Here is a 24,824-nt window from a genome sequence, read left to right on the forward strand (position 1 = left end):
TGAAGCTGCCGGAAGCACGGGCGAGATCGGGAAGGTCCCCACCCCGCGCGCGGACGTCCTAATCACAGTGCCGGTGTTCGCCCTGCTCGGCCTCACCGACGAACCCGCGGAACTGGACGGCTACGGCCCCATCCCCGCGTCGATGGCCCGGAAACTCGTCGCGGACGGGGCGGACTCGTTCCACCGGGTGCTGGTCGACCCCCGCAACGGGGCACCCCTGGAGATCGGCCGTACCCGCTACCGGCTCACCCCGGCCATCAAACAATGGCTCAGGATTAGGGACCGGAAATGCACCTTCCCCGGCTGCAGCAACCACACCCCGGACAACGACACCGACCACCTCACCGCCTGGCACCACGGCGGCGCAACGGATGTCAGCAACCTGGCACAGCTCTGCCCCAAACACCACAGCCACTGGACCCCGGATCCGGCAACCCCGGACGAGCCCCCGGGCTGGACCTCACCCACCGGCCGCCACTACCAACCCGAAGGCCCCACCCCCGAACCGACCCACTGGCCACCAGGCATCCTCCCGGCGGGTAGTGCTGCGCCGCCCGCGTGCTTCCACGGCGAACAAGTCAGCCCCGAAGACCTCCCGCCGTGGGAACCGGACGACGACACCCCCATCGACCCCGACCACCTCCCACCGGACGACCCCGTGTGGGCGGAGTTCTACGGGAAGCCGTTCGTGCTGCCGGTCTAACCCGTGTTCCCGTCCGTCGCCGGATGGGTCGGCGCTGCCCTTTTGGCCCTGGGCCGGCACTAGGCTGATTCCATGTCCCAACCGCGCCATCCGGCGGAACTGACCCCCAAACGCGATCCCCAAAAACGGCTCGCCCTGCGTCCGTATGCCCGAGCCGTGGCCCAGGTCCTTCGAGTGAGTTTCCGGGCCTCCCCGGGCGCCGTGATCATGAAGGTGCTCGGATCCCTGATCTCGGCCGTGCTGCCGCTGGTCACCACCTATTTCGCGTCCCTCACCACCACAGCCCTGGCAGCGGCCTATGCAGGCGACGCCGCCGCCGGCCGCCTCGCCGTCATCTACGTGATTGTCACCGCCGCCCTCGGTCTCTTCTGGGGCGCCTTCAACAGTGTGGACCGCTACATCCAGCAACTGATGAGCTTCAAGGTAGGCGCCATCGTGGGGGACCAGATGTATGAGCGCTTCCTGGCCCTTGAATTCTGGCGCTACGACGACAAGGAGACGGTCGACCTCTACGACCGCGCCAAGCGGTTCTCCGACTCGTACGCCCGCGTCCTGGACCGGATCGCCGCAATCTTCACCCAGCTCGTGTCGGTCATCCTGGCGGTTGGTGCCCTGCTGCTGGTCAGCTGGTGGATTGCCGTCATCGTCCTGGTGGCCATCGTGCCCAGCGTGTATCTGCAGTTCAAGCTGTCCCGCGAACAGATCGCCCACTGGAACACGCAGGTTGACTCCCGCCGCCAGCGCCGCATGATCGAAACCAACCTCCTCCGCCCCCAGCACATTGCCGAGATGCGGCTCTACGGGATCGTTGGCTTCCTAATGGACCTGCGCTCCCGGCTCCGCGACGCGGACGAACGGCGCCGCCTGGATTACCAGCGCCGCTACATCCCCCGGCAATTGGCCGCGGACGCCCTGCAGTACGGCGCGGAGGTGGTGTCGCTGATCTGGGTGGTGGGCCAGATCATCGCCCGGGCAGCCCCGGTGGGCCAGTTCCTCTACGTCCAGCAAATCGTCAGCCGCGCGCTGTCCACCGCCAACAACCTGGTGTCGTCACTCAGCTCGATCGACGAGGACCTGGCCAACCTGAAGGACTACGAGCTCTTCATGGCGATGCCCGTGCACGCGGAACATGCCCCGCCCCTCCTTGGCGCGCCCGAAGAGGTCGAGCTGAAGGACATCCGCTTCACCTATACCGGCAGCGACATCGAGGTGATCAGGGGCGTCAGCCTCACCATCCGCCAGGGCCAGCACATCGCCATCGTGGGGGAGAACGGTGCTGGCAAGTCCACCTTGATCCGGATCCTCGCCGGCCTCTACCGTCCCGATTCGGGCAAGGTGCTGCTCGACGGCGTGGACCTCGCCGCCGTCGACGTCACCTCCTGGCACCGGCACCTTGCCGTGCTCAGCCAGGAGTTCCTGAAGTACGAGTTCGCCACCGCCGCGGACAACATCTACTTCGGCGACGTGCAGAATCCGCGCAACGATGACCGCGTGCGGAAAGCTGCCGCCGATGCAGAGGCCCTGGAGTTCATCAACAAGCTGCCCAACGGCCTGGACAACCACGTCAGCAACTGGATGGAGGATCCCCGCGGCCGGAAGGGCAGCGGCCTGAGCGGAGGCCAGTGGCAGCGGCTGGCCATGGCCCGGAACTTTTACCGGGATGCGTCCTTCATGGTGATGGACGAGCCCACCTCGGCCATTGATGCACTGGCCGAGCACAGGATCTTTACCCGCCTCTTCGCGGACCGCAGCAGCACCATCATTGCCATCAGCCACCGCCTGGCCACCATCGAGAAGGCCGACATTGTGTACATGCTGGAGGACGGGCAGATCGTGGAGCAGGGCACCCACAAGGAACTGGTGGCCTTGCGAGGACGCTACTTCCGGATGTTCGAATCCCAGCTCACCGTGGAGGAACCAACAGGAACCTAGGCCTCCACCACGGTTGTCCGGACCCTCGCCACGCTGGGCCGCGGCGGAACGCTGCTGAACCCGAACGTGACCGGAGGGCGGATGGGAGCGAGCGCGCCGGCGTCGGATCCTTCCCAGCGGACGACGGCGGAGGTCACATGGTGCAGGTCGGTCACCCCATAGAACTCCGTCCTTCCACTGCCGGCAGTGCCGTAGGTGCGGGCGCCCGGGGCCGCCAGGGCGGCCAGCGGACTCACCGCGGAGAGCCAGCGCGGATGGACGGCAAGGCGCCGGGGCACTGCCCGCAGCGCCGAACCCAGGTACGTCCTCGCTCCGGTGACGGCCTGGATCTCCAGCGGGCCGGCGTCGACCGTCAGCCTTCGGTCCGCCAGCGACGCCCGGACGTCCAGCACCCGGACCTCGTCAAAGCTGTAGGTCGCGGAAATGAACCCGGCCACGTCCGTCCGCGGCGCCAGCAGCAGCCGGTGCCCCGAGGGCTGCTGCACCATCACATCGGCGAATGTCCCGAACGGGGAGTCCTGCCAGAGGCCCACCACGGCGCGCAGCCCCGAGGCGGTGCCGATGCCGGCTATGTGCCCGTCGAAGATCCAGTGTCTGCCCATCCCGCCACTGTATCCAACCGCCCCGGCCCGGCTGGGCGGGTGGGATGCGGCGCTGGGATAACCTAGAGCAGTGACTTATGAGATCGAGATCGGCCGTGGCAAGCGTGGGCGTCGTGCCTACTCCCTGGATGACATAGCAATCGTCCCCAACCGTCGCACCCGCGACCCCAAGGATGTCTCCGTCTCCTGGCAGATCGACGCGTACCAGTTCAGCATGCCGGTGATTGCCGCCCCGATGGACTCGGCCATGTCGCCGCAGACCGCCATTGCGCTGGGAAAGCTCGGCGGCCTGGGCGTCCTTGACCTGGAGGGCCTCTGGACCCGCTATGAGGATCCGCAGTCCGTCCTGGACGAGATCGCTTCCCTCGAGGATGAGACCAACAGTCCCGCCGTGACCGGCCGGATGCAGGAGCTGTACCAGGCCCCCATCCAGCCCGAACTCATCACGTCCCGCCTCGCCGAGATCCGTGAAGCCGGCGTCACCGTTGCCGGTTCGCTGACCCCGCAGCGCACCCAGGAGCACTACAAGACCGTGGTGGCTGCCGGCGTCGACATCTTCGTCATCCGGGGCACCACCGTGTCCGCCGAGCACGTGTCCAAGGACCACGAACCGCTGAACCTCAAGCAGTTCATCTATGAGCTCGACGTTCCCGTGATCGTGGGCGGCGCCGCCGGCTACACCCCGGCGCTGCACCTGATGCGCACCGGCGCGGCCGGCGTGCTGGTGGGCTTCGGCGGCGGTGCGACCACCACCACCCGCCGCGCGCTGGGCATCCACTCGCCGATGGCCTCCGCCATCTCCGACGTCGCCGCCGCCCGCCGCGACTACATGGACGAGTCCGGCGGCCGGTACGTCCATGTGATTGCCGACGGCGGCATGGGCACCTCGGGCGACATCGTCAAGGCCATCGCCATGGGCGCCGACGCCGTCATGCTGGGGAGCGCCCTGGCGAGGGCAGAGGAAGCCCCGGGCAAGGGCTGGCACTGGGGCCAGGAAGCGCACCACACGGAACTTCCGCGCGGTGACCGCGCCAACGTGGGCACCGTAGGGCCGCTGGAGGAAGTCCTCTTCGGACCCGGCCACCACACCAACGGCACGTCCAACCTCATCGGTGCGCTGCGCCGCTCCATGGCGACCACGGGCTATTCGGACCTGAAGGAATTCCAGCGGGTCGACGTCGTGGTGTCGCCCTACGCCGGGAACTGACGCGGCCGGCAGGGCGGCGTGGACCGCGGCCGCCCTGCCCAAAGCACGCCACGAGCAAGTAGTGTGGGTTTACTACCGGCACGAGGCACTGGAGGCGTTCAATGAAGAGTGTTCCTGCAAACGGCGGGGTCCTTGGCCCGGAAGCCAGGGAAACGGCCATCCAGCGGTTGCGTGCCACAACTGAACCCGGCCAGGAACTGGACATCCTGATCGTCGGCGGCGGGATCGTCGGTACCGGAGCGGCGCTGGACGCTGTCACCCGGGGCCTGAGCGTTGGCATCGTGGAGGCCAGCGACTGGGCAGCCGGAACCTCGTCACGGTCTTCCAAACTTATCCACGGCGGCCTGCGCTACCTCGAAATGCTGGACTTCGCCCTGGTCAAAGAGGCTCTGCAGGAACGCGGCCTCCTGCTGTCCGAGATCGCCCCGCACCTGGCACGGCCGGTGCCGTTCCTGTACCCGCTGACCAAGCCCTTCATCGAGCGGCCCTACGTGGGGGCCGGCATCGCTTTGTATGACGCCATGTCCATTTCCAGCGGACACAGCCGGGGCGTGCCCTTCCACAAACACCTGAGCCGCCGGGGAACTCTCCGGGCCGCCCCCAGTCTCAAGAACGATGCGTTCGTCGGCTCCATCCGGTACTACGACGGCCAGGTCGATGACGCCAAATACTGCGCCAACCTGGTCCGCACGGCCGCGTACTACGGCGCCCATGCCGTGAACCAGATGAAGGTGGTGGACTTCCTCCGCGAAGGCGAGCGGGTGGTCGGCGCCAAAGTCGAAAACCGCGAGGACGGCACCCAGTTCAGCATCCGAGCCAAGCAGGTCATTAACGCGACCGGCGTCTGGACCGACGAAACCCAGGCCATGGTCACCGACCGGGGCCAGTTGAAGGTCCGCGCCTCCAAGGGCATCCACCTGGTGGTTCCCCGCGACCGTTTCCAGTCCACGGTGGGGCTGATCCTGCGCACTGAGAAGTCGGTGCTGTTCGTCATTCCCTGGGGCCGGCACTGGATCATCGGCACCACCGACACCGACTGGCACCTGGACAAGGCGCACCCCGCCGCCTCCAGCAAGGACATCGACTATGTGCTGGAGCACGTCAACCAGGTGCTGAAGCGGCCGCTGACCCGGGAAGACGTTGAAGGGGTATACGCGGGCCTGCGCCCGCTGCTGGCCGGCGAAAACGACTCCACCGCCAAGCTGTCCCGCGAGCATGTGGTGGCGCACCCGGTTCCGGGCCTCGTGGTGGTGGCCGGCGGCAAATGGACCACCTACCGTGTCATGGCCAAGGACGCGGTGGATGAGGCCACCCGCACCATGGACGAGCGGGTGCCGCCCAGCTGCACGGAGACCATCCCGCTGCTGGGTGCCAGTGGGTTCCGCGCAGCCTGGAACCGCCGCAACCGCACCGCCGAGGAATCCGGCGTCCACGTGGCGCGGATCGAGCACCTGCTCAACCGCTACGGGTCCATGACACCGGAGGTCCTGGCCATCATTGCGCAGAACCCCGAACTCGCGGAGCCCCTGCCGGGCGCGGACGACTACCTCCAGGCTGAGGCCGTCTACGCGGCCACCCACGAGGGGGCCCGCCACGTGCAGGACGTCCTCACCCGGCGCACGCGCATCTCCATCGAGGCGTGGGACCGCGGTGTGTCCGCTGCCCCCGTTGTCGCTAAACTGATGGGTGACGTCCTTGGCTGGAGTGACGCGCAGCGTGAAAACGAGGTCCGCCACTACATTGCCCGTGTGGAAGCAGAACGCCTTAGCCAGCAACAGCCGGACGACGAATCCGCGGACGCCGCCCGCTTGGGCGCTGAAGACATCGTGCCCTTGCGCTGAGGGGCCGCTTGCCCCGCATTGCTGACTGAAGGGATACGCCTTGGCGGAACCACTGGACCCGTACGACGCCCACCTCACCACTCCCGACATGGTGATCCTGGAGATGGAGGCGAAGGACAAGACGGACGCCACCAACCAGTTGGCAGAGCGGCTGTACGCTGCCGGGCGGATTTCGGATCTTGACGGGTTCCTCAAGAACGTCAACGCCCGGGAGCACCAGCTGGCAACGGGGCTTCCCGGCGGCGTCGGACTGCCGCACGCGCGCAGCGAATTCGTGTCCCAAACCTCCATCGCCGTCGGCATCGCAAAATACGGTCATGCGCTGGACTTCGGTGCCGCCGACGGACCCGCCACGGTCATCCTGCTCATTGCCACACCGGCCAGCTCGTTTTCGGACCACCTGGAAGTGCTGGCCACGCTGGCCCGTTCGCTTTCAAAGGAGTCCTTCCGCGAATCCCTGCGGCGTGCCTATGACGCCGAAGTCATCGCCGAGCTGATTAACTCCAGCCTCGTGTTCTTCGACCATTAGCCCGGGCCGCGGCCCAGGCTGGTCCGTCCCTGGCGTTTAGTTGTTCTACAGAAGTACGAAGTACGGTTAAGACGTGTGGAAAACAGCCCTTAAGCCCCGATGGATCGCCGGTTTTGTCTTGGCGATCGTCCTCTCCGGGGTCTTCGTGCTGCTGAGCCAGTGGCAGTTCGGCCGATCCACGCAGCCCGAGGTGCCGGTCAACCCCGCGTCCGAGCAGATCCAGCCGCTCACCGCCACGCTCCAGCCGGGGGAGTTCTTCCACGGCAGTGTGGCGGACCAGATGGTCACCGCCCAGGGAACGTACAGCCCCGACAAGCAGGTGCTGGTCCCTGGCCGCCTGCATGACGGAAAGAGCGGCTACTGGGTGGTCGCGGCGTTCGCCGTCAACGGCGCCCCCACGCTCTCGGGCGCGGCGGCATCACCCCAGACGTGGATTCCCGTGGCCCGCGGGTGGGTGGCGCAACCCCAGGATGCGGCCGCACCGCCGTCGGGCCTGGTGGAACTGACCGGCCGCCTGCTGCCCTCCGAAGCGCCGGTGGCCGGGAAAGCGGCCAAGCCGGGTGAGGCGACGGCCGTTTCCGTGGCGGAACTCATCAACTACTGGGACGTGAGCAGCTACCCCGGGTTCGTATCAGCCACGGCCGAGGTGGTGGCGGGCCAGGACGTCAGTGCCGCGGCAGCGCCCGGAAAACTCCTGCCGCTGAACATCGGGCCGCAGCCGCCGGGGCAGCACATCAACTGGCTTAATCTCTTCTACTCGATCGAATGGGTGGTCTTCGCTGGATTCGCCTTCTTCATCTGGTGGCGGCTGGTCAAGGACGACTACCACCGCGACCTGGAGGAAGCACTCGAGGCTGACGGCGCGGCCGGCCCCGAAGACCCCCAGCACAACCCGCACCAGCTTCCACAGCAGCCTGGACAGCACCCGCAGCCTGGCCAGCACGAACAAAAGGTACAGCCATGATTGATCCGAAACCTGCCACCCCGTCCGCCCAGACCCCGGGTGGCAAGACGTCCAGGAAGCGCCGCTTCGGCGGAACGGAAGCGCAGATCCGGTCGGCCCTGAAGTTCTACAAGGTCATGGCCTACCTCACGGGCACCATGCTGCTCCTGCTGTGCGCCGAACTCGTGGTGCGCTACGGCTTCGGGCAGTACCTGTTCGCCGGCGGCACCAATGCCGTGACCGGCCAGCCGTTCGGATTCGGGTTCGCCGATGCCGAGCCCGCCGGTGTACTCAACGGCGTCAATATCTCCGTCACCGTGCTGATCGTGCACGGCTGGATGTATGTGGTCTACCTGATTTCCAACTTCCGGCTCTGGTCGCTGATGCGCTGGCCGTTCCTGAAGCTGGTCCTGCTGGCCCTTGGCGGCGTGGTGCCGTTCCTGTCCTTCATCGTCGAGAAGAAGTTCCACGCGGAGGTGGAGGCCGAACTGGCCGCCAACCCGCAGGCGCCGCAGCGCTATTGAACTCCCGCACAGCCCCAACCCGCCGCGCAGCCAACCCGCTGCAGACCCAAGCGGCCGGCCAGCCGCAGCCGGCGTGCCCGGCCGGCCAGCCGCCGTCGGACGTTTGCTCCGTCACAGCGGGCCGTCCCAAGATGCGCCGGTGCAACGGCGCCAAGTAGGCTATTACGGTGACTACTCCCACTGCATCCCAAACTTCCCAGAAGCCGGTGCTGGTTGTTGATTACGGTGCCCAGTACGCGCAGCTGATTGCCCGCCGCGTCAGGGAAGCGAATGTGTATTCGGAAGTGGTTCCGCATACCTACTCCACCGAGCAGCTCCTGGCCAAGAACCCCGCCGCCATCATCCTTTCCGGCGGACCTTCCAGCGTTTATGCCGACGGCGCCCCCAGCGTGGGTGCCGACCTCTTCGAAGCGGGCGTCCCCGTCTTTGGCATCTGCTACGGCTTCCAGGCCATGGCCAACGCCCTGGGCGGCACGGTGGACAAGACCGGGCTGCGGGAGTACGGATCGACGGAAACCACCATCCTGGGCGAGGGGCGCTCCGTGCTGGAGGGCATGCCCCAGCACCAGAAGACCTGGATGAGCCACGGCGACTCCGTCCACCGGGCGCCGGAAGGCTTCGAAGTCCTGGCCACGACGGCGGGCGCGGAAGTGGCCGCTTTCGCCAACGAGGAAAAGGGCCTGTTCGGTGTGCAGTGGCACCCTGAGGTCAAGCACTCCGCCTACGGCCAGCAGGTGCTCGAGAACTTCCTGTTCAACTGCGCCAAGATCGAGCCCAACTGGACCACCGGCAACATCCTCGAAGAGCAGGTGGAGCGCATCCGCCAGCAGATCGGGGATGCCCGGGTCATCTGCGGCCTTTCCGGCGGTGTCGATTCCGCCGTGGCGGCAGCCCTGGTCCAGCGCGCTGTGGGCGACCAGCTCACCTGCGTGTTCGTTGACCACGGCCTCCTGCGCGAAGGCGAAGCCGAACAGGTGGAACGCGACTTCGTGGCTGCCACCGGCGTGAAGCTGTATGTGGCCAACGAACAGGAACGCTTCCTGTCCGCGCTGGCCGGCGTCAGCGACCCCGAGACCAAGCGCAAGATCATCGGCCGCGAGTTCATCCGCGCCTTCGAGGAAGCCGAACTGGCCATCATCGCCGAGGCAGCTGCGCACGGCGAAAAGATCAAATTCCTGGTCCAGGGCACCCTGTACCCGGACGTCGTCGAATCGGGCGGCGGTGAAGGTGCCGCGAACATCAAGAGCCACCACAATGTGGGCGGGCTGCCCGAGGACCTGCAGTTCGAGCTCGTCGAGCCGCTGCGCGCCCTGTTCAAGGACGAGGTCCGCGCAGTGGGCGCCCAGCTTGGCCTGCCGCAGGAAATCGTCGGCCGCCAGCCCTTCCCGGGCCCGGGCCTGGGCATCCGGATCGTCGGCGAGGTCACCAAGGACCGGCTGGACCTGCTGCGCAAGGCGGACGCCATTGCCCGCGCCGAGCTGACCGCAGCCGGCCTGGACAACGACGTATGGCAGATGCCGGTCGTCCTGCTCGCCGACGTCCGCAGCGTGGGCGTCATGGGCGATGGCCGCACCTATGGCCACCCCATCGTGCTCCGTCCCGTCTCCTCCGAGGACGCCATGACCGCCGACTGGTCGCGGCTTCCGTACGACCTCCTGGCCAGGATTTCCAACCGGATCACCAACGAGGTGGACGGCGTCAACCGGGTGGTGCTGGACGTGACCAGCAAGCCGCCGGGAACCATCGAATGGGAATAGCACTGTGAGTGGCCGGCCTCCGCCAGCGGGGGCCGGCCACTGCTTTTTCCCGGTGAAAACCTCCGCAAATTCCCTTGCCCCAGTGTTGCGGTCTCTCAAGTCCGGCGTCGAAGCGGCTACTCTCGAAGCTATGCCGGTATGGTCCAGGGCGTCACGTGCAAACGCAGAAAAGAAGGCAGAAGTGTCAGTTGGTCAAGGCCACCCGGAAGGCTCGGAAGAGCTTCGTAAATGGCTGTCCGGGCTCAAACCGGTCACCGGCGCGGACACGATGCTGCGCTTTACCAAGACCCCCGAAGGTTCCATCGACCTCACCTCGGCCCACCCCTCCGGGCTTGCCCAGCTCATGGCCGGGCGCCGTACCCGACTGTCCACGCTGATCCGGGACCGGCAGCAGTATGTCGTGGCGGCACGGGCATCGCGGAACATCCGGTCCAAGATCTTTGAACTTGCCAACGACCGCGGCATCGATGCCGGCTACCTGTCCGCAGGCACCGTGGTGTGGACGTCCGCCGTCGGGGGCAAACCTCAGCGCGTATCCGCCCCGGTGATGCTGACCGCCATCTCCCTCACCGTCCGCCCGGGCGAGGACGACTTCGAACTTCAGCTCACCGAGCAGGCACACATCAACCCCGCGCTGGTGCGGCACCTGAAGAACATCCACGGCATTGTCTTCGACGTCAACGCCGTCACCCGCCTTGCCTACAGCACGGCGCGGTTCGACCCCCAGCCCGTCCTGGACCGGCTGGCCACCCTGATCCGGCCCATCCACGGGGCCGAAACCCAGCACAACCTGCTGGTTTCCACCTTCGCGGACCTCTCCGGCAACCTCGACGATCCCTGGATCAACGACTCGCATCCCATCGTCTCCGCCCTCGCCACCGCGGCCGGCGGCGAAATGGTGGACGTGCAGGACCCGGACCCGTCCCGCTTCCCGCACCTGGACAACAGGCACCCAAAGGATGAGCTCCTCCTCCTGGACGCCGACGCGGACCAGCAGTATGTGATTGATGCTGCCCGTGCCGGCGACTCCCTGGTGGTCAGCACCCCGCCAGGTACCGGCCAGACCCAGACCGCCATCAACACCATCGGCGCATTGGTGGACGCCGGGAAGACCGTGCTGGTGGTGGGGGACCGCCGCGCCAGCCTGAACGAAGTATCCGGACACCTGGAGACCCTGGGGCTGGAGTCCATCCTGTTCCAGCTCTCCGGCAACGTTTCCGCCCAGCAGCTGAAGGGCCAACTGGTCCGGGCCATCGTCCGCAACGAAAAGTCGCTGGAGCCGCAGCTCGGGAACCTGCATGCCACCCTGACCGAGCACCGGCATGCGCTCATGGACCATGTGGCGTCGCTCCACAACGTCCGGGAGCGGTGGGGCTGCTCGCCGTACCAGGCCATGCAGTCACTGGCCGAGCTCACGTCCATCCATCCCGCGCCGGCAACCACCGTCCGGCTCAAGCGGAGCGTCCTGGACAACATCCGTGACCGTGAGGAGCTGGCCGGCAGGCTTCGGCGCGCCGCGGAATTGGGCAGTTTCAGCAAAGCGGCCACCACCAGCCCCTGGCACGGTGCCCGGCTGCTGACCCGCAAGGAAACGGAGGAAGCCCAGGACCTGGTCCGGTCCGTGGCGAAAAGCCTTCCTGCCCTGCGCGACCGTATGCAGGCAGTGGCCGAGCATGCGGAGATCCGCCTGGGCGAGTCGTTCGCCGAGTGGGGTGAGCAGCTGGAACTGCTCGTGGCCGTTCGCGGCAGCCTGGACAAATTCACCCCGGACATCTTCGACCGGCCGGTCACGGACCTGATCTCCGCCACGGCCCCGTCCGCCTGGCGCCGCGAACGCGGCATCGAATTGACGGCCATGCAGCGCTCCCGGCTTCGCCGGGTGGCGAAGGAATACGTCCGCCCCGGCGTGCACATCGCGGACCTGCACTCGTCGCTGGTCCTGGTCCAGGAGCAGCGGGCCCTGTGGGCAGGGTACGCCACCACCCAGCGGCACCCCGCGGTTCCATCCGGCCTGGCCGAAATGAACGCCATGTACCGGTCCCTGGACCGCGAGCTGGCGCAGCTCGGCGAGGCCCTGCGGCACACGGAAGACGGCGGATCCCTGGCAACCGTTCCCTACGCCCGGCTGATGGAGCGGCTGGAGCGGCTGGTGGCGGATACCGACACCCTCAAGACCCTGCCCGAGCGGACGCTCCTTATCGAGAACATGCGCGAACACGGACTCGGTGAACTGCTCGATGACCTCGCGGAGCGGGAAGTTCCGGAAGGATCCGTCGCCGCAGAACTCGAACTTGCCTGGTGGCAGTCCGCCCTCGAAGCCATGATCAGCGGCGACGACTACCTGGCCATGTCCGACGGCGAGGCCCTGCGCCAGCTCGAGGCCGAGTACCGGCTGGCCGACAACGCCCACATCGCCAGCGGTGCCGCCCGGCTTCGGTGGGACCTGGCTGAACGGTGGCGCAGTGCCATTGCCGCCCAGCCCCGCCAGGCGGACCTCCTGCGCAGCCTGCTGAAGGACGGACGGGTCTCGTTGCCGGCCCTCACCGCGCAGGCACCTGACCTGATCGGCAGCCTGGTTCCGGTCTGGTCCGTCAGCCCGTACCTGATGACGGGCCTGCTGCCCGCGGAGCAGCACTTCGATGCCGTCGTGATCCTCGACGCCGAGGCGACCTCCCTGCAGGCAGTCCTGCCCTCGATTGCCCGCGCCCGGCAGGTCATCGCCTTCGGCGATTCCCGCATCGCCACGCCACGGACATTCACGGTTGGGGTGGAACGGCTCGCGCCCGGCGAATCGGCGCACCACCGTGTGGAGAGCGCTTTCACCGCGCTCTCCGCCGTGCTGCCGGTGTGGCGGCTCAACGTGGTGTACCGCGCGGTGGACGAAGACCTTGTCCTCCAACTAAGCAAGAACATCTACGACGGTGGCCTGCGCCGGCTGCCGGAAGGCCAGTCCGCGACCGGGCTGGACCGCTCCCTGTTGGTGGAGTACCTTCCTGACGGCACGGGGCTTCCCAGCGCCGACCACGAAGGCGTGGAATCCGTGGTGGCCGAGGTCAACCGCGTCGTGGAACTGGTTTTCGAGCACGCGCGCATGCGCCCGCGGACGTCCCTCGCCGTGGTTACCGCCAGCCTGCGCCACGCCGCGCGGATCGGCGAGTCCATCCGGCTCCAGCTGTCCAACCAGCCGGGCCTGGCCGGATTCTTCGGCGCCGGCCCGGAGTCCTTCCGGGTGGTCGACCTGGAAAGGGCTCAGGGACTGGTCCGCGACCACGTCATTTTCTCGCCGGGATTCGGGCGGACCCCGCACGGCCGGGCGCTGCACAACTTCGGGCCGCTCTCCGCGGAAGGAGGCAGGGAGAAATTCGCGCTGGCCATGACCCGCGCACGCCGTTCCATGCACGTGCTGACCTGCTTCCGTCCCGAGGACCTGGACCACACCCGGCTCACCCACGGCGCGGTGGACCTGTACACGCTGCTGGACCGGGAGATTTCCGGCAACACCGACCTGGGTACCCCCGCGTCCCGGGCGGCCGCCAGCGAACAGGCACTGGGGGCAGATCCGTTGGTCGCGGACTTGGGCGACCGGCTGCGGGCCCGCGGGGCGAGGGTCTGGCACCAGTACGACGGCGCCATCGACGTTGTTGCCGCCGCCGACCCCCTCAACACCATGGGCCAGGACGAGTCCGACCTTCCACGGCCCGTAGCCATTGAGTCCGACGGCACTGCGCAGTACCGCACCATGAGCGTGCGTGAACGGAGCCGGCTGCGGCCTCAACTGCTGGAGCGGCTGGGGTGGCGCTATATGCCGCTCTGGACCATCGAGGTCTTCACCGATCCTTCGTCCTGCGCGGACCGTATCGCCGGCTACCTTGGGCTGGAAAAGATGGTGTTGCCGGCCAGGACCACGCCCTCTGCAGGATTCCTTGACGATGACTTCGACCAGGCGTTCCATGGAATGGCCGCTTCTGCGCCGGGTGGTGTTTCCTACCTGCCCAGCGACGACCGCGGCGATGACAGCGGAAACCGGCAGGACGCCGGCGGGAACGGGCACCAGGCAGGAACGGACGCCGCCGGCACCGGTTTCGGCCGGAACGGGCAGGGACGCCGCGCCAGTGCCCCGGACAACAGGGAAACGGCCTCCACGGCCGGTGACTCCCCAACAGGAAACAGCGGGCCGGAGGGAGACCTGGCCGTGAACGGGATCAGCGGAGGACACGTGCGCGAGGAAGATCCGCGCCGCAACGGCAACGGGATGAACGGCAACGCTGTGGACGGCAGCGGGATGAACGGCAACGCTGTGGACGAAAACAGCGTAAACGGCAACGCTGCGAACGACAGCGGGACCGCGGAACCTGAAACCCAGGGTGACGCAGCTGGCGCCGCGAAGCCGGCTTCGGACGGGCCTGCCGCCCGGACGACGAAGGCCGGCACCGGGGACCTCCTTCCGACCAAGGCCGCCGAGGACGACGCCCGCAGCTGGGGTGACCGGGACGATGACCACGACGCCTGGTTGAAGGAACAGCGGCCGCCGCACTGGGGCTAAGGGCCTGCGGCGCCCGGACGGGTGGCGCCTGGTCCCGCTGCGGGGTTCCGCTGGTGAGGGGTTCCACTGGTGAGGGTTCCCGAGGGTTTAGGGCGGGCTGACCAGGACGAAGAACAGCCTGCCCTGGGTGGAGGCACCGGCCAGGCGGGAGGATTGCTCCGCGGTGGCTGCCACGACGAGCAGTCCGTCCGTTTCCGTGGTGCCCAGCCACTGGCCGCTCTGCCCACCCTTGTTGGATGTCCACAGCACCGGGACGGCAGAGGCGAGAACCTCGGATGGCCCCTGCTGGTCGAAGCCGTTGGCTGATGTCAGTACGACGTTGACCAACTGGCCGGGGGAGACCAGCTGGATGGATGACGCATCCGCCATGCGCAGGGGAACGGCGGCCGAGCCGGGTGGCGCACCAGCGAGGAGCCCGGGGCCCAGGAGCTGGGCATCGGTGAGGAGCTGTCCTTTGCGCATTGGGGAAGCAAGCTGCTTCCCGGTGGCGGCTGCGTCGTCGCGGAGGAATCCTGGGGCCATCATCCCCGGCGGCACCTGGACACGGGCCAGGTCGGTTGCCGTCATTGCGGTGCCGGCAGGGAGGTCCCTGGCAGCGGCAAGGGCCGTGACGGTCGATAGCGGGGCAGGAGTGAGCTGCTGCACCGTGATGGCCGCCGCCGCGCAGAAGAGCAGGGCTGCAGCGAGGCGTCGGTTGCGGCTTAGCCAGCCGGCAAACCGGGAGCGGAACGAACGGTATCCGGGACGGCGTCCCGGGGAACTGGTGCCCGCGGGCCACCCCGGGCCGTTGCGGTGAGGGCGGGAAAGTATCGGCATGCGCCCACGCTAAGGGGCGGGGCGGCACGCCAGGGAGGCTGAACTGCGCCTATGTGGACAAAGGCGGCCGGGCGCAGGAAGGCGCCGGCCGCCGTCGTCATGGCGTGGAAGTCCTAGCTGGCGGCTGCTGCGGGCGCGGAAGCGGCAGGTGCGGGAGCCGGTGCAGCCGGCGCCGCGGAGGGTGCGGGGGAGACGGAGCTGCCCTTGGAGTCGCGGGAATCAGTGCGGTAAAAGCCCGAGCCCTTGAAGACGACGCCGACGCTGTTGAACTTCTTGCGCAGCGTTCCCCCGCATTCCGGGCATGACGTCAGGCTGCTGTCCGAGAACGACTGGACAATGTCGAAGGCGTGGCCGCAATCCTTGCAGGCGTAAGCATATGTAGGCACTGGTGCTCCTCCTCTTGGGCAAACGAGAGGTCCCGTGCTGCCAACTGGTAAACCATTAGCAGTCGCAGGGCCTGAGTGCTAATTCTATCATCTGGGTCCGGCAGCCCCGGGCTCAGGCGCCGCCCGCCAGGGGCCGGTATCCGGAGGGCATGAGCACCGCCGGGACCGGCCGGTCGAACTCCTCTGCGGGAATCCGGCCGGCGGGCAGCAATTCTTCGTCATAAATAACCGCGGCGAGCGGAATTTCCTTCCCCGCCGTAGCAAGATGCCCCAGGAATTTGTCGTAGTACCCGCCGCCCTGGCCAATCCTGTTTCCCGCGAGGTCCACGGCTGTGGCCGGAATGAAGAGCATCGCCGCGCCTCCGGCCGTCTCCGGGCCGTGGCGGACTCCCGCGGGTTCCAGGATCGGCGCATATTTGCTGCGCTCGAATCCTGTCCCGGGCGTCCAGTACACCCAGCTCATTTCCCGTCCCGGCTCACAGACGGGGAGCAGGACGCTGTGGCCGCTTCGGTGCAGCGCGGCAATCAACGGCAAGGTGGGCGGTTCCTGTCCCACGCCGAGGTACACGCAGGCAGTTCCCGGGCTGCCGCCGGCGACCCTGCCCGCCCAGGCTTCCCCGTGGATGGCCAGGGCGGAACCAGCGGCCTCCAGCTGCGCCGGTGACAGGCCTGCCCGCCGCCTCCGGTGGGCGGCGCGGATATCGTCCTTGACTGCGTTGGTCTCCTGAAGCATGGTGTCCTTCCTGGGTGGCCCGCGATGCCGTGGCTTCGCGGTCCGGGCGCGGGGCCGCCGCGCCGGTGGTTACTGAAACGCCTGACTGACGCTAGATTAGACCGGTGAACACCAGTAACCCCAGAGTCCGCAAAGCCGTCATTCCCGCAGCGGGCCTGGGCACCAGGTTCCTGCCTGCCACCAAGGCGATGCCCAAGGAAATGCTGCCCGTCGTGGACAAGCCTGCCATCCAGTATGTGGTGGAGGAAGCCGTGCACGTGGGCCTCAACGACATCCTGATGATTACAGGCCGTAACAAGCGCGCCCTTGAAGACCATTTCGACCGGGTTCCCTCCCTCGAATCGACCCTTGAGGACAAAGGGGACACGGAGAAGCTGGCGTCCATCCAGGCGGCAAGCCAGCTGGGTGACATCCACTACGTCCGGCAGGGCGACCCCCATGGCCTGGGCCACGCAGTGCTCCGGGCAAAGCAGCACGTGGGCAACGAGGCCTTCGCGGTCCTGCTGGGGGATGACCTCATTGACGCCCGCGACGAACTCCTCAGCACCATGATTGACGTGCAGGCGAAAACGGGCGGCTCCGTCGTCGCGCTCATCGAAGTTGAACCCTCGCAGATCAGCGCGTACGGCTGTGCGGACGTCCAGGCGATCGACGGCGGGGACTACGTCCGCGTCAACAGGCTCGTCGAAAAACCTTCGCCCGAGGAAGCGCCCTCCAACCTTGCCCTGATCGGGCGGTACGTCCTGCACCCGGCGGTCTTCGACGTCCTCGAACACACCAAGCCGGGACGCGGCGGCGAAATCCAGCTGACGGACGCCCTGCAGGAACTGGCGTCCGGCGACGCCGAGGGCCACGGCGTGTACGGGGTTGTGTTCCGCGGCCGCCGCTACGACACGGGGGACAAACTCAGCTACCTCAAGGCCTGCGTCCAGCTCGCCATTGACAGCGAAGACCTGGGTCCCGGCCTGCGGGAATGGCTGCCGGGCTTCACCGCCGGCCTCTCCCGGTAGCGCCATGCAGAGCGGTCCCATTTGGCCGGTCACCCTCGAATGCGGCGACCTGGTCCTTCGGCCTATCCGTTACCGCGACAAGAAGGAGTGGACGGAAGTCCGGTCGCGGAACAGTGCGTGGCTGGCGCCCTGGGAGGCCTCCAACCCGGATCCGGCCGGCGGGCTGCCCGATTACCGGCACATGGTGCGCTCGCTGAAGATGCAGGCCGCCCAGGCCACGGCGCTTCCCTTTCTGATCACCGAGTGGACGCCGGGCCTCAGGAACCCCGCGATTGTGGGGCAGCTGACCGTGTCCTCGATTGTCTGGGGTTCGGCCATGATGGCCACCCTCGGGTATTGGGTGGACCAGGAGCGGGCGGGGCGGGGGATAGCCCCCACCTCCGTGGCCCTGGTGACGGACCACTGCTTCCGGACCCTGGGCCTGCACCGGTTGGAAATCAACATCCGGCCGGAGAACGGACCGAGCCTCCGGGTGGTGGAGAAGCTGGGGTTCCGGGACGAGGGGTACCGGCCGCGGTTCCTGCACATCAACGGCGAATGGGCGGACCACCGGTCTTTCGCCCTCACATCGGAAGAGGTCCCGGAAGGCCTCCTGGGCCCATGGTTGGCGTCGCGCCGTTCACAAAACCCGCCGTTTGCCTCCGGGGGCACGACACACCCTTGGTAATGCGGCCTGAGCAGGCATGATGCTCATACGGTTTTGAGTGTGGACTTCCCCCTTAGCAGCTCAGTGATCCTCGTGGTTGCCGTCGCGCTCTGGATTGTATGGGTTGCCCCTTACGTCCTCCGGAACCGCCGGCACCAGTTCCAGCCCGCCGTCGACTTCCTGGCAGACACCCCCGCCGATGACAGGCCGGACCCGCCCGCCGGCCTGGTATTGAATGTCGCCGCCCAGCAGGAGAAAGCCATGGAACCCAGGAAGAGTGCAGGATCCGCTGCCGGAACTGCAAACACGCCGGCTCCGGCCAAGCTCCGCATCCGTTATGGCCGGACCGCCCTGGCGCTTGCGGGGCTGTTGTCCCTTCTCACCGCATTCATCTCGGGTGTGCTGCTGCCCTTCGGCGTCGGTTCGCCCGCCCTTCCGGTCACCTGCGCCCTGTTGACCGTGGGGTCGGTGGCCCTGTTGCGCTGGCTCGCCGTCCGGGACCGCAAAGCGAAGGTCAACGCGGCATTCCAATCTGCCATGAGCGCGCCTGCACCCCGCCGTGACGAAGCTGTTGCCGTTCCGCCCAAGCCTGAGGCAGCACCGGCCCGTCCGGAAAGCCCGCTCTTCGATGCCGAGGCCGGGCAGGCCAAGGTCAAGCCGCTTACTGCCGTGGAACTGCGTGAAGCCGCCCTCGCCGTCGCTGTGGCCGCGGGCGATACGAGTGCGGCTGCGGCTGCCTCCGGCACCCCGTGGGAGCCCGTGGAGGTGCCCAAGCCCGTCTACGTGGAGGCAGCTAAGGCTGAACGTCCCCAGCCGGAGCCGCTCGAACTTCCCGAGGCGCCTAAAGCCGTCGGCAAACCCTCACTGAAGAAGGGGGCCGCCGCGCCGGCGGCAGAGGCAGCGGCTGCAGCGGAAGCACAGCAGCTGTCCAAGGCCCAGAAGGCCCTGAGTAATCTGGACGACGTTCTGCAGCGCCGCCGGGCATAAGGCCCGACGGCGGCACCCGGCGAGGGCGCGAACGTCCAGGCGGCGCGGATTGGCGTTGGGCCGCGGAGCGGCGTGGGGCCGTGAATTGGCGTTGGGCAAGGATTATTTGTAGCCTAGGGACACCGGTTCCGCACCAGCGGTTTTTCCCGCAGGAGCGGCCACGATCGGGGGCTATAGCTCAGTTGGTAGAGCGCTTCGTTCGCATCGAAGAGGTCAGGAGTTCGAATCTCCTTAGCTCCACAAATCATCACAGCGCCAGAATGAGCGCAGCCCCGCAGGCATCGCAGCTCCAAATGAGCACCGCCGCACAAGCCTCCCCGGTACTTACTCTGCAGGTCCCCGCCCCGTTGGCATCCCGCCCTGGCAACATCTGCACCTATAGATCCTGTTGTGCGCCGCCGGTCTTAGGCCTAGCTTGAAGGAAATATTGGTCGGGAAACGTCAGGAGCCCGGGTGGACGACAAGACTGTAGGCAACATGGCGGAATTCGGGGTCCGGGACCGTGCGCTGGCCGGCGGCAAGGGCGCCAACCTCGGTGAACTCGTGCGGGCAGGTTTTCCGGTTCCGCAGGGGTTTGTCGTGACGACGGCGGCCTACCGCACAATGCTCGCGGAGTCCGGATTGCGGGAATCGTTGGCGGCCCTGGTTGAGGCAGATGCCCCCGGCTCTGAGATGCGGCAGCTGTTCAGCGCAACCAGAATCCGCGGGGAACTCCGCGAAAATATCGCCGCTGCATACGCTGCCCTCGGCAGCGGTCCCGTTGCGGTGCGGTCCAGCGCCACGGCGGAGGACCTGCCAGGCGCAGCCTTCGCAGGCCAGCAGGACACGTACCTCAATGTTGTCGGCGAGCACGCTGTGTTGCAGGCTGTGGTCGATTGCTGGGCCTCCCTGTGGACGGAACGCGCCATCTCGTACCGGCGGCGCCAGGGCATCGACCCTGCGGTCGTGGCCATGGCCGTTGTGGTGCAGGAGATGGTCCAGGCAGATACCGCCGGCGTCATGTTCAGCGCCAACCCGGTGACCGGGGAACGCCGCGAGGTTGTCATCGATGCCGGGCAGGGCCTGGGCGAGGCAATCGTTTCAGGCGAGGTCCCTCCCGACCGTTATGTCCTTGACCCTGCGGGCAGATTACGCTCCTTCAGCCCCGGCGGCAGCGGATTGGCCGCCCACAGTCCCGGGCTTGAGGGCCCGGAGGCCATGGCCGGCGGGACGCCGCAGCCCCGGCTGGAACTCAGCCAGGAGCAGTTGGCCGAACTGGTGCGGTTGGCCGTGCGGGCACAGGAACATTTCGGCAGGCCGCAGGATATGGAGTGGGCAATAGCCCGCGGACGCGCCTATCTCGTGCAGGCCAGGCCCATCACGGCCCTGCCGCCGCAGCCATTTCCGCTCAACCGGTTTCAACGGCTGGTTGGTCCGTTCTTCCTGGAGATGTTCCAGGTCCGACCCTATCCGCTCGATGTGTCCGGTTGGATGCAGCGCGGAATCCTGGCCATGCTCCACGGCATGGCCGGAAGCGTTGGCATTGCGTTCCCGCCGCTGCAAGAACTGTTGCCTGAGGAGGACGGGGTAGTGGTCCGGCTGGTGCCGCCGGTACCCAGGCCCACGTTTCGTACGCTGGCCGCGCCGTATTCCCTGGTCCGGCGGGCCAAACGATACAGCCCGGCCCGCTGGACAGGTGATCCCCGGTTCAGCGCCTTCCTTGCTGACGTTGACCGGCTCAACATGCAGGAACCCGGTTCCTTACCCTGGAAGGCCGTGGTGACCCTCGCCGAAGAGGCCTTCGCCACCATGCGCGGGATCACGGAACTCAGGATCTCCTACCTTCCCGGGGTGCTTCTCTCCCAGCTGAAGTTGAGGTCGATGCTCTTCTTGCTGGGCAGGCGCAGGCTTGCACCGGCACTGATCGCGGGCGCACAGACCCGCACCAGCCAGGCCAACAAAGCACTTGAACAGCTGGCTGCCCAGGTGCAGTCAAATCCGGACCTGGCCGGGCTCTTCACCCACCTGAACCCGGACGAACTGCTGGACGCCCTCACGCAGCGGGATGAGTTCGCCGACTTCCGTGCGGCCTTCAAGCGGTTCCTCGCGGAATATGGCCACCGCGAGACCATGAGTGTGGTCCTCAGCAGCCCGCCAACCTGGTCCGAGGCCCCCGAGGTCGTGCTGGGACTGGTTAGATCCATGACGGGCCGGCGGCCGCCGGCAACCGACCAGACCGGTGAAGCACTCGAAGACCTAATGCGGCATCCGGCGATGCGAATCCACCAGTTGCGCCGGCGGATGGCGGCCGCCGTCGAATCCGCAAAGGCGGGGATGGCATTCCGGGAAGACAGCCACTTCTACGCCACCATGGTCCTTCCGCCGCTGCGCCGGGCACTGTTGGACCTGGGCAGGCGACTCGCGCGGGCGGGGGTCCTGGCCAGGCCGGAAGACGTCTACCACCTGCGCTTCGAGGAGCTGGAGGCGATGGTCGACGGCGACGCGCTTTCCGCGGCCGAGAGGGAAAGGTACCGCCGGATCGTGCAGGCCAGGGCAGCCAAGCGGAAAGAGCTGGAGGGAATTCCGCTGCTTGAGCCCAGTGCTTTGTTCACCACGCCGAAAGGTACTGAAGGCGCCCTGGTGAGCGGAATCCCGGCCAGCCGGGGGCAGGCCAAGGGCATGGTGCGCATCATCCACGGCCCGGATGAGTTTGGCTCGCTGCTCAGCGGCGAGATCCTCGTTTGCCCCTATACCAACCCGTCCTGGACACCGTTGTTCCAGCGGGCTGCAGCCGTGGTCGTGGACCTCGGCGGCCTAGGGTCCCATGCAGCCATTGTCGCCCGGGAGTACGGCATCCCCGCCGTCATGGGTACGGGCTCCGGCACGAGGACGCTGAAGGACGGTCAGATGGTGGTCGTGGACGGCACGGCAGGACTGGTGTCCGCTGCGTGAGCCAGGGCCAGCAGCGCCGTGCGGACCGGCTTATGACGTCGAGCCGCAGTATCTTCGGGCGAAACGCTGGCCGATGCCCAGTTCATTCCGGCCGGCCGGGCCTAGAGTTGGCCCCATGGGAATCATCATCGGACTTCTTGTCATCTGGCTCATCCTGTCCATCGTCGGCTTTGTGGTGAAGGGTCTTCTCTGGCTCGCCCTTATTGGCCTCGTCCTTTTTGTCGCCACCGGCGTCTGGGGCTGGCTGAAGCGCAGAACCAACGCCTGATCCACACCCCCGCCGGACCGCCCGTCGTTAACCCGGCGGACGTCCGGCTTCATACCTCCAAAGGACCCTGTCCTTTACCGCCTCGAACCGCCACGCTGGTTGCATGAGCCGTAGGGATGATGATGGCGGTTGGAAGCCGGCGGTTCCGCCCGTGAGGCTGCACCTTGCGGCCCACGAAGCGCTGGACCCGGACCGTCCCTGGATCCGCACCGTCCGTATCGTCATCGGACTCTTCGTGCTCGCTGCACTCGTCCAAAAGACCATCGATGCGACCCTGCCCGGCAACGATGTGGACATCCCGCAGCTGTATTCGGAATTCACGGTGCAGGGGAACCTCGTCTTCGGGCTGGTCATGGTCGTGTCAGGGGCAAGGCCCAGGAACCGCCTTCCCGCCTGGTGGGACCACCTGTTCGGTGCGCTGGTCCTCTATCTTGTGATGACGGGGATCATTTATGTGTTGCTCGTGGCTCCTCCTGAAGAGCCATGGTGGAGCCTGGATCTGTACTGGCCGCAGCTGGTCCACCACCGGCTGGCCCCGCTGGCGGCGGTGCTCGACTGGCTGCTTGTCACGAGAACGGCCCGGGGTTCCTGGTGGCGCCCGCTTGCCTGGCTCGGCTACCCGGCCGCTTTCCTGGCCTTCTCGTGGGTCCGGGGCGGATTCGACGGCTGGTACGTCTACGACTTCCTTGATCCAACGCTCGACGGCGGCTGGCCGGGAGTGCTCGGCGCAACCACCCAGGTGCTTGCCGCGTTCCTGGTGGTTGCCGTTCTTGTGCATGCTGCGGGCAACGCGCGGTCCCGGCTGGCGGCCGGAGGTCCGGCCAGTCGTGGAGGCCTCGCAGGCAGCCCCGGTATGGCCGCCTGACCATTCGTCGCAGGCCCGGGGCGGTGTCCGGCTAGAGCCAGCCCTTCTTCTTGAAGATCCCGTACATCAGCGCTCCTGCAGCCACCATGAGGAGCAGCGCGAACGGATACCCGAAAAGCCAGTGGAGCTCGGGCATGTTGTCGAAGTTCATCCCGTAGATCCCGGCCACGAATGACGGTGCGAACAGGATCGCCGCCCACGAAGAAATTTTCTTGACCTGCTCGTTCTGCTCGGCGCTGGCTTCATTTTGCCGGTTTGCGGTCAGCGTTCCGTCCAGGGTGAGGGCGTTCTGCAGCAGGTCGCGGAATGAATCCGCCCGGGAGATCACCCGCTCCACATGGTCCTCCACGTCACGCAGGTTGTGCTGCAGTTCCGTTTCCACCTGGTACTTCTTGAAACCCCGCTTCAGCTGGTCCAGCATCTCCGGGAGGGGGTGGATGGCGCGCTGGAACTGGATGACTTCGCGTGCCAGTTCGTAGATGCGCCGGGACACGGAGGAATCGCCGCTGAACAGCTGGTCCTCGATCTCGTCAATGTCATTTTCCAGGCCGGCCACCACGGGCGCGTAGTCGTCCACCACCCGGTCCAGCAGCGCGTAGAGTACCGCTTCGGGCCCATGCTTGAGGAGGTCCGGCCGCGCCTCCAGCCGCTGCCGGACCCGGGCTACGCCTGCAGTCTCGGCATGCCTCACCGTCACCACGAAGTTCCTGCCCGTGAAGACGTGCAGTTCGCCGAATTCCACGGTTTCGTCCGCATCCATGTACCGGGCAGGCCTGAGGACGGTGAACAGGTTGTCATCGTAACGCTCCAGCTTTGGCCGCTGGTGGGCAGAGACCGCATCTTCCACGGCAAGGGCGTGGAGCCCGAACTCGCTGGCCACGGCTGCCATCTCCTCCGCGGTTGGCCGGTAGAGACCGATCCACGCCATACCGCCATGCTGCGCCAGGGTCTCAAAGGTCTGTTCCAGGCTTTCCGGTTCGGCGTGCCGGACGCCGTTGACGTAGACGGCGTTATCGATGATGGTCATTCAGGAAATCCTAGCCGCCGGAGCGGCGGCGCTGCTGAGGCCGCTGATGAGGGGCTCGGTCCGGTAGGGGATATGGGTGTGCAGGGCCAGCACGGTCTCGGTCCGGATGACGCCCTTGATCCTCAGGACCTGCCGCAGGGACGACTGGAGGTTATGGGTGTCGGTGGCCACCACGCGGCACCAGACATCGCCGCGGCCGGAGATCTCATGGACTTCCAGGACCTGGGGGATGAGCCGCAGCGCCGCCACGACGCCGTCGAGTTCACGGTGCGAAACCTCGATGGTCACGAAGGCCACCACGTCGTAGCCCACCGCCTCCAGGTCAACCTCCCGGCCGCCGGGTCGCAGCACCCCGGCACGCAACAGGCGCCGGACACGAGATTGCGCCGTGTTTCTCGCAATGCCCAGGGCCTCGCTGAGTTCGCCAATCTGGATGCGGGGATCCCTGATCAAGGCCAGCAGGATCTTCAGGTCGGTGGGGTCCAACTTGTTCATGATCATCACTCTCGGTCATCCCAATCATCAATAGTTGATGATTCTGCTCAATTATCCCTCTAAAAATCGATGGATAGCG

21 protein-coding genes and 1 tRNA gene are annotated in these 24,824 nt (G+C 66.9%); 16 read left to right on the forward strand and 6 right to left on the reverse strand.

The window, feature by feature from the left end; genetic code table 11:
- Both RM50_RS11385 and RM50_RS11390 read left to right on the forward strand, forming a co-directional pair.
- Window positions 1-703: HNH endonuclease signature motif containing protein (locus tag RM50_RS11385; protein WP_043452665.1), on the forward strand; the 703-nt coding region annotated here is incomplete at its 5' end.
- 72 nt (window positions 704-775) lie between these two features.
- Window positions 776-2,635 carry an ABC transporter ATP-binding protein gene (locus RM50_RS11390; RefSeq protein WP_043452667.1) on the forward strand — a complete coding sequence of 620 codons (1,860 nt, stop codon included), beginning with the start codon at window positions 776-778 and terminating at the stop codon, window positions 2,633-2,635.
- On the opposite strand, the gene RM50_RS11395 is transcribed toward RM50_RS11390, so the two are convergent.
- A complete protein-coding gene (locus RM50_RS11395) occupies window positions 2,632-3,237 on the reverse strand; it encodes a hypothetical protein (protein ID WP_043452669.1) in 606 nt (201 codons plus the stop codon). The two genes, RM50_RS11390 and RM50_RS11395, sit on opposite strands and share 4 nt — an antisense overlap.
- A 70-nt stretch (window positions 3,238-3,307) precedes the next feature.
- Between RM50_RS11395 and RM50_RS11400 the strand changes: the two genes are divergently transcribed.
- From RM50_RS11400 to RM50_RS11430, 7 genes are all read left to right on the forward strand, one after another.
- On the forward strand, window positions 3,308-4,444 hold the full coding sequence (locus tag RM50_RS11400) for a GuaB3 family IMP dehydrogenase-related protein (protein WP_043452671.1): 1,137 nt from the start codon (window positions 3,308-3,310) through the stop codon (window positions 4,442-4,444).
- Between the two features lie 101 nt (window positions 4,445-4,545).
- Window positions 4,546-6,285 (forward strand): glycerol-3-phosphate dehydrogenase/oxidase, encoded by a 1,740-nt coding sequence (locus RM50_RS11405; protein ID WP_043452672.1) that lies wholly within the window; start codon window positions 4,546-4,548, stop codon window positions 6,283-6,285.
- A 40-nt stretch (window positions 6,286-6,325) separates the two neighbouring features.
- Window positions 6,326-6,814 carry a PTS sugar transporter subunit IIA gene (locus RM50_RS11410; protein WP_043452673.1) on the forward strand — a complete coding sequence of 163 codons (489 nt, stop codon included), beginning with the start codon at window positions 6,326-6,328 and terminating at the stop codon, window positions 6,812-6,814.
- A gap of 73 nt (window positions 6,815-6,887) precedes the next feature.
- On the forward strand, window positions 6,888-7,778 hold the full coding sequence (locus tag RM50_RS11415; RefSeq protein ID WP_043452674.1) for an SURF1 family protein: 891 nt from the start codon (window positions 6,888-6,890) through the stop codon (window positions 7,776-7,778).
- Window positions 7,775-8,281, forward strand: coding sequence for a DUF3817 domain-containing protein (locus RM50_RS11420; RefSeq protein ID WP_043452676.1), 507 nt, complete (start codon window positions 7,775-7,777; stop codon window positions 8,279-8,281). Before RM50_RS11415 ends, RM50_RS11420 begins: the two co-directional genes overlap by 4 nt.
- A gap of 167 nt (window positions 8,282-8,448) precedes the next feature.
- On the forward strand, window positions 8,449-10,038 hold the full coding sequence (gene guaA / locus RM50_RS11425; protein WP_043452678.1) for a glutamine-hydrolyzing GMP synthase: 1,590 nt from the start codon (window positions 8,449-8,451) through the stop codon (window positions 10,036-10,038).
- Window positions 10,039-10,219: 181 nt separating this feature from the next.
- Window positions 10,220-14,581 carry an AAA family ATPase gene (locus tag RM50_RS11430; protein ID WP_082007058.1) on the forward strand — a complete coding sequence of 1,454 codons (4,362 nt, stop codon included), beginning with the start codon at window positions 10,220-10,222 and terminating at the stop codon, window positions 14,579-14,581.
- Between the two features lie 87 nt (window positions 14,582-14,668).
- On the opposite strand, the gene cpaB is transcribed toward RM50_RS11430, so the two are convergent.
- The 3 genes from cpaB to RM50_RS11445 form a co-directional block, all read right to left on the reverse strand.
- Window positions 14,669-15,397, reverse strand: a complete 729-nt coding sequence (cpaB, locus tag RM50_RS11435; protein WP_082007059.1) for a Flp pilus assembly protein CpaB — start codon at window positions 15,395-15,397, stop codon at window positions 14,669-14,671.
- A gap of 113 nt (window positions 15,398-15,510) precedes the next feature.
- Entirely contained in the window at window positions 15,511-15,783 is a 273-nt protein-coding gene (locus RM50_RS11440) for an FmdB family zinc ribbon protein (RefSeq protein WP_043452683.1), read from the reverse strand.
- Window positions 15,784-15,895: 112 nt separating this feature from the next.
- Complete coding sequence (locus tag RM50_RS11445) at window positions 15,896-16,516, reverse strand: 5-formyltetrahydrofolate cyclo-ligase (protein ID WP_043452686.1); 621 nt, start codon at window positions 16,514-16,516, stop codon at window positions 15,896-15,898.
- Window positions 16,517-16,620: 104 nt separating this feature from the next.
- Between RM50_RS11445 and galU the strand changes: the two genes are divergently transcribed.
- The 7 genes from galU to RM50_RS11480 all read left to right on the forward strand — a co-directional run bounded on the left by galU (window position 16,621) and on the right by RM50_RS11480 (window position 23,223).
- On the forward strand, window positions 16,621-17,526 hold the full coding sequence (gene galU, locus RM50_RS11450) for a UTP--glucose-1-phosphate uridylyltransferase GalU (RefSeq protein ID WP_043452687.1): 906 nt from the start codon (window positions 16,621-16,623) through the stop codon (window positions 17,524-17,526).
- Window positions 17,527-17,530: 4 nt separating this feature from the next.
- A complete protein-coding gene (locus tag RM50_RS11455) occupies window positions 17,531-18,193 on the forward strand; it encodes a GNAT family N-acetyltransferase (protein WP_052260184.1) in 663 nt (220 codons plus the stop codon).
- A gap of 63 nt (window positions 18,194-18,256) precedes the next feature.
- On the forward strand, window positions 18,257-19,159 hold the full coding sequence (locus tag RM50_RS11460; protein WP_043452688.1) for a hypothetical protein: 903 nt from the start codon (window positions 18,257-18,259) through the stop codon (window positions 19,157-19,159).
- A gap of 167 nt (window positions 19,160-19,326) precedes the next feature.
- Window positions 19,327-19,399: transfer RNA gene (locus RM50_RS11465), tRNA-Ala, on the forward strand.
- 213 nt (window positions 19,400-19,612) lie between these two features.
- A complete protein-coding gene (locus RM50_RS11470) occupies window positions 19,613-22,090 on the forward strand; it encodes a PEP/pyruvate-binding domain-containing protein (protein ID WP_205622255.1) in 2,478 nt (825 codons plus the stop codon).
- A 115-nt stretch (window positions 22,091-22,205) separates the two neighbouring features.
- Window positions 22,206-22,358 carry a hypothetical protein gene (locus tag RM50_RS20875; protein WP_043452689.1) on the forward strand — a complete coding sequence of 51 codons (153 nt, stop codon included), beginning with the start codon at window positions 22,206-22,208 and terminating at the stop codon, window positions 22,356-22,358.
- 103 nt (window positions 22,359-22,461) lie between these two features.
- A complete protein-coding gene (locus tag RM50_RS11480) occupies window positions 22,462-23,223 on the forward strand; it encodes a Pr6Pr family membrane protein (RefSeq protein WP_052260186.1) in 762 nt (253 codons plus the stop codon).
- 31 nt (window positions 23,224-23,254) lie between these two features.
- Here the strand turns inward: RM50_RS11480 and corA are convergent, their stop codons facing one another.
- Together corA and RM50_RS11490 are read right to left on the reverse strand one after the other, a co-directional pair.
- Window positions 23,255-24,250 carry a magnesium/cobalt transporter CorA gene (corA, locus tag RM50_RS11485; protein ID WP_043452690.1) on the reverse strand — a complete coding sequence of 332 codons (996 nt, stop codon included), beginning with the start codon at window positions 24,248-24,250 and terminating at the stop codon, window positions 23,255-23,257.
- Window positions 24,251-24,745, reverse strand: a complete 495-nt coding sequence (locus tag RM50_RS11490; RefSeq protein WP_205622256.1) for an Lrp/AsnC family transcriptional regulator — start codon at window positions 24,743-24,745, stop codon at window positions 24,251-24,253.
- Window positions 24,746-24,824: the final 79 nt, after the last annotated feature.

The organism is Pseudarthrobacter phenanthrenivorans (assembly GCF_000813845.1).
GTDB lineage: Bacteria > Actinomycetota > Actinomycetes > Actinomycetales > Micrococcaceae > Arthrobacter > Arthrobacter phenanthrenivorans_B.

What these genes read in the sequence shown, in the direction of transcription:
- RM50_RS11390 (WP_043452667.1), top strand. Translation starts at nt 776, where the DNA reads ATGTCCCAACCGCGCCATCCGGCGGAACTGACCCCCAAACGCGATCCC.
- RM50_RS11395 (WP_043452669.1), bottom strand. Translation starts at nt 3,237, where the DNA reads ATGGGCAGACACTGGATCTTCGACGGGCACATAGCCGGCATCGGCACC.
- RM50_RS11405 (WP_043452672.1), top strand. Translation starts at nt 4,546, where the DNA reads ATGAAGAGTGTTCCTGCAAACGGCGGGGTCCTTGGCCCGGAAGCCAGG.
- RM50_RS11420 (WP_043452676.1), top strand. Translation starts at nt 7,775, where the DNA reads ATGATTGATCCGAAACCTGCCACCCCGTCCGCCCAGACCCCGGGTGGC.
- cpaB (WP_082007059.1), bottom strand. Translation starts at nt 15,397, where the DNA reads ATGCCGATACTTTCCCGCCCTCACCGCAACGGCCCGGGGTGGCCCGCG.
- RM50_RS11445 (WP_043452686.1), bottom strand. Translation starts at nt 16,516, where the DNA reads ATGCTTCAGGAGACCAACGCAGTCAAGGACGATATCCGCGCCGCCCAC.
- RM50_RS11455 (WP_052260184.1), top strand. Translation starts at nt 17,531, where the DNA reads ATGCAGAGCGGTCCCATTTGGCCGGTCACCCTCGAATGCGGCGACCTG.
- RM50_RS20875 (WP_043452689.1), top strand. Translation starts at nt 22,206, where the DNA reads ATGGGAATCATCATCGGACTTCTTGTCATCTGGCTCATCCTGTCCATC.
- RM50_RS11480 (WP_052260186.1), top strand. Translation starts at nt 22,462, where the DNA reads ATGAGCCGTAGGGATGATGATGGCGGTTGGAAGCCGGCGGTTCCGCCC.
- corA (WP_043452690.1), bottom strand. Translation starts at nt 24,250, where the DNA reads ATGACCATCATCGATAACGCCGTCTACGTCAACGGCGTCCGGCACGCC.
- RM50_RS11490 (WP_205622256.1), bottom strand. Translation starts at nt 24,745, where the DNA reads ATGAACAAGTTGGACCCCACCGACCTGAAGATCCTGCTGGCCTTGATC.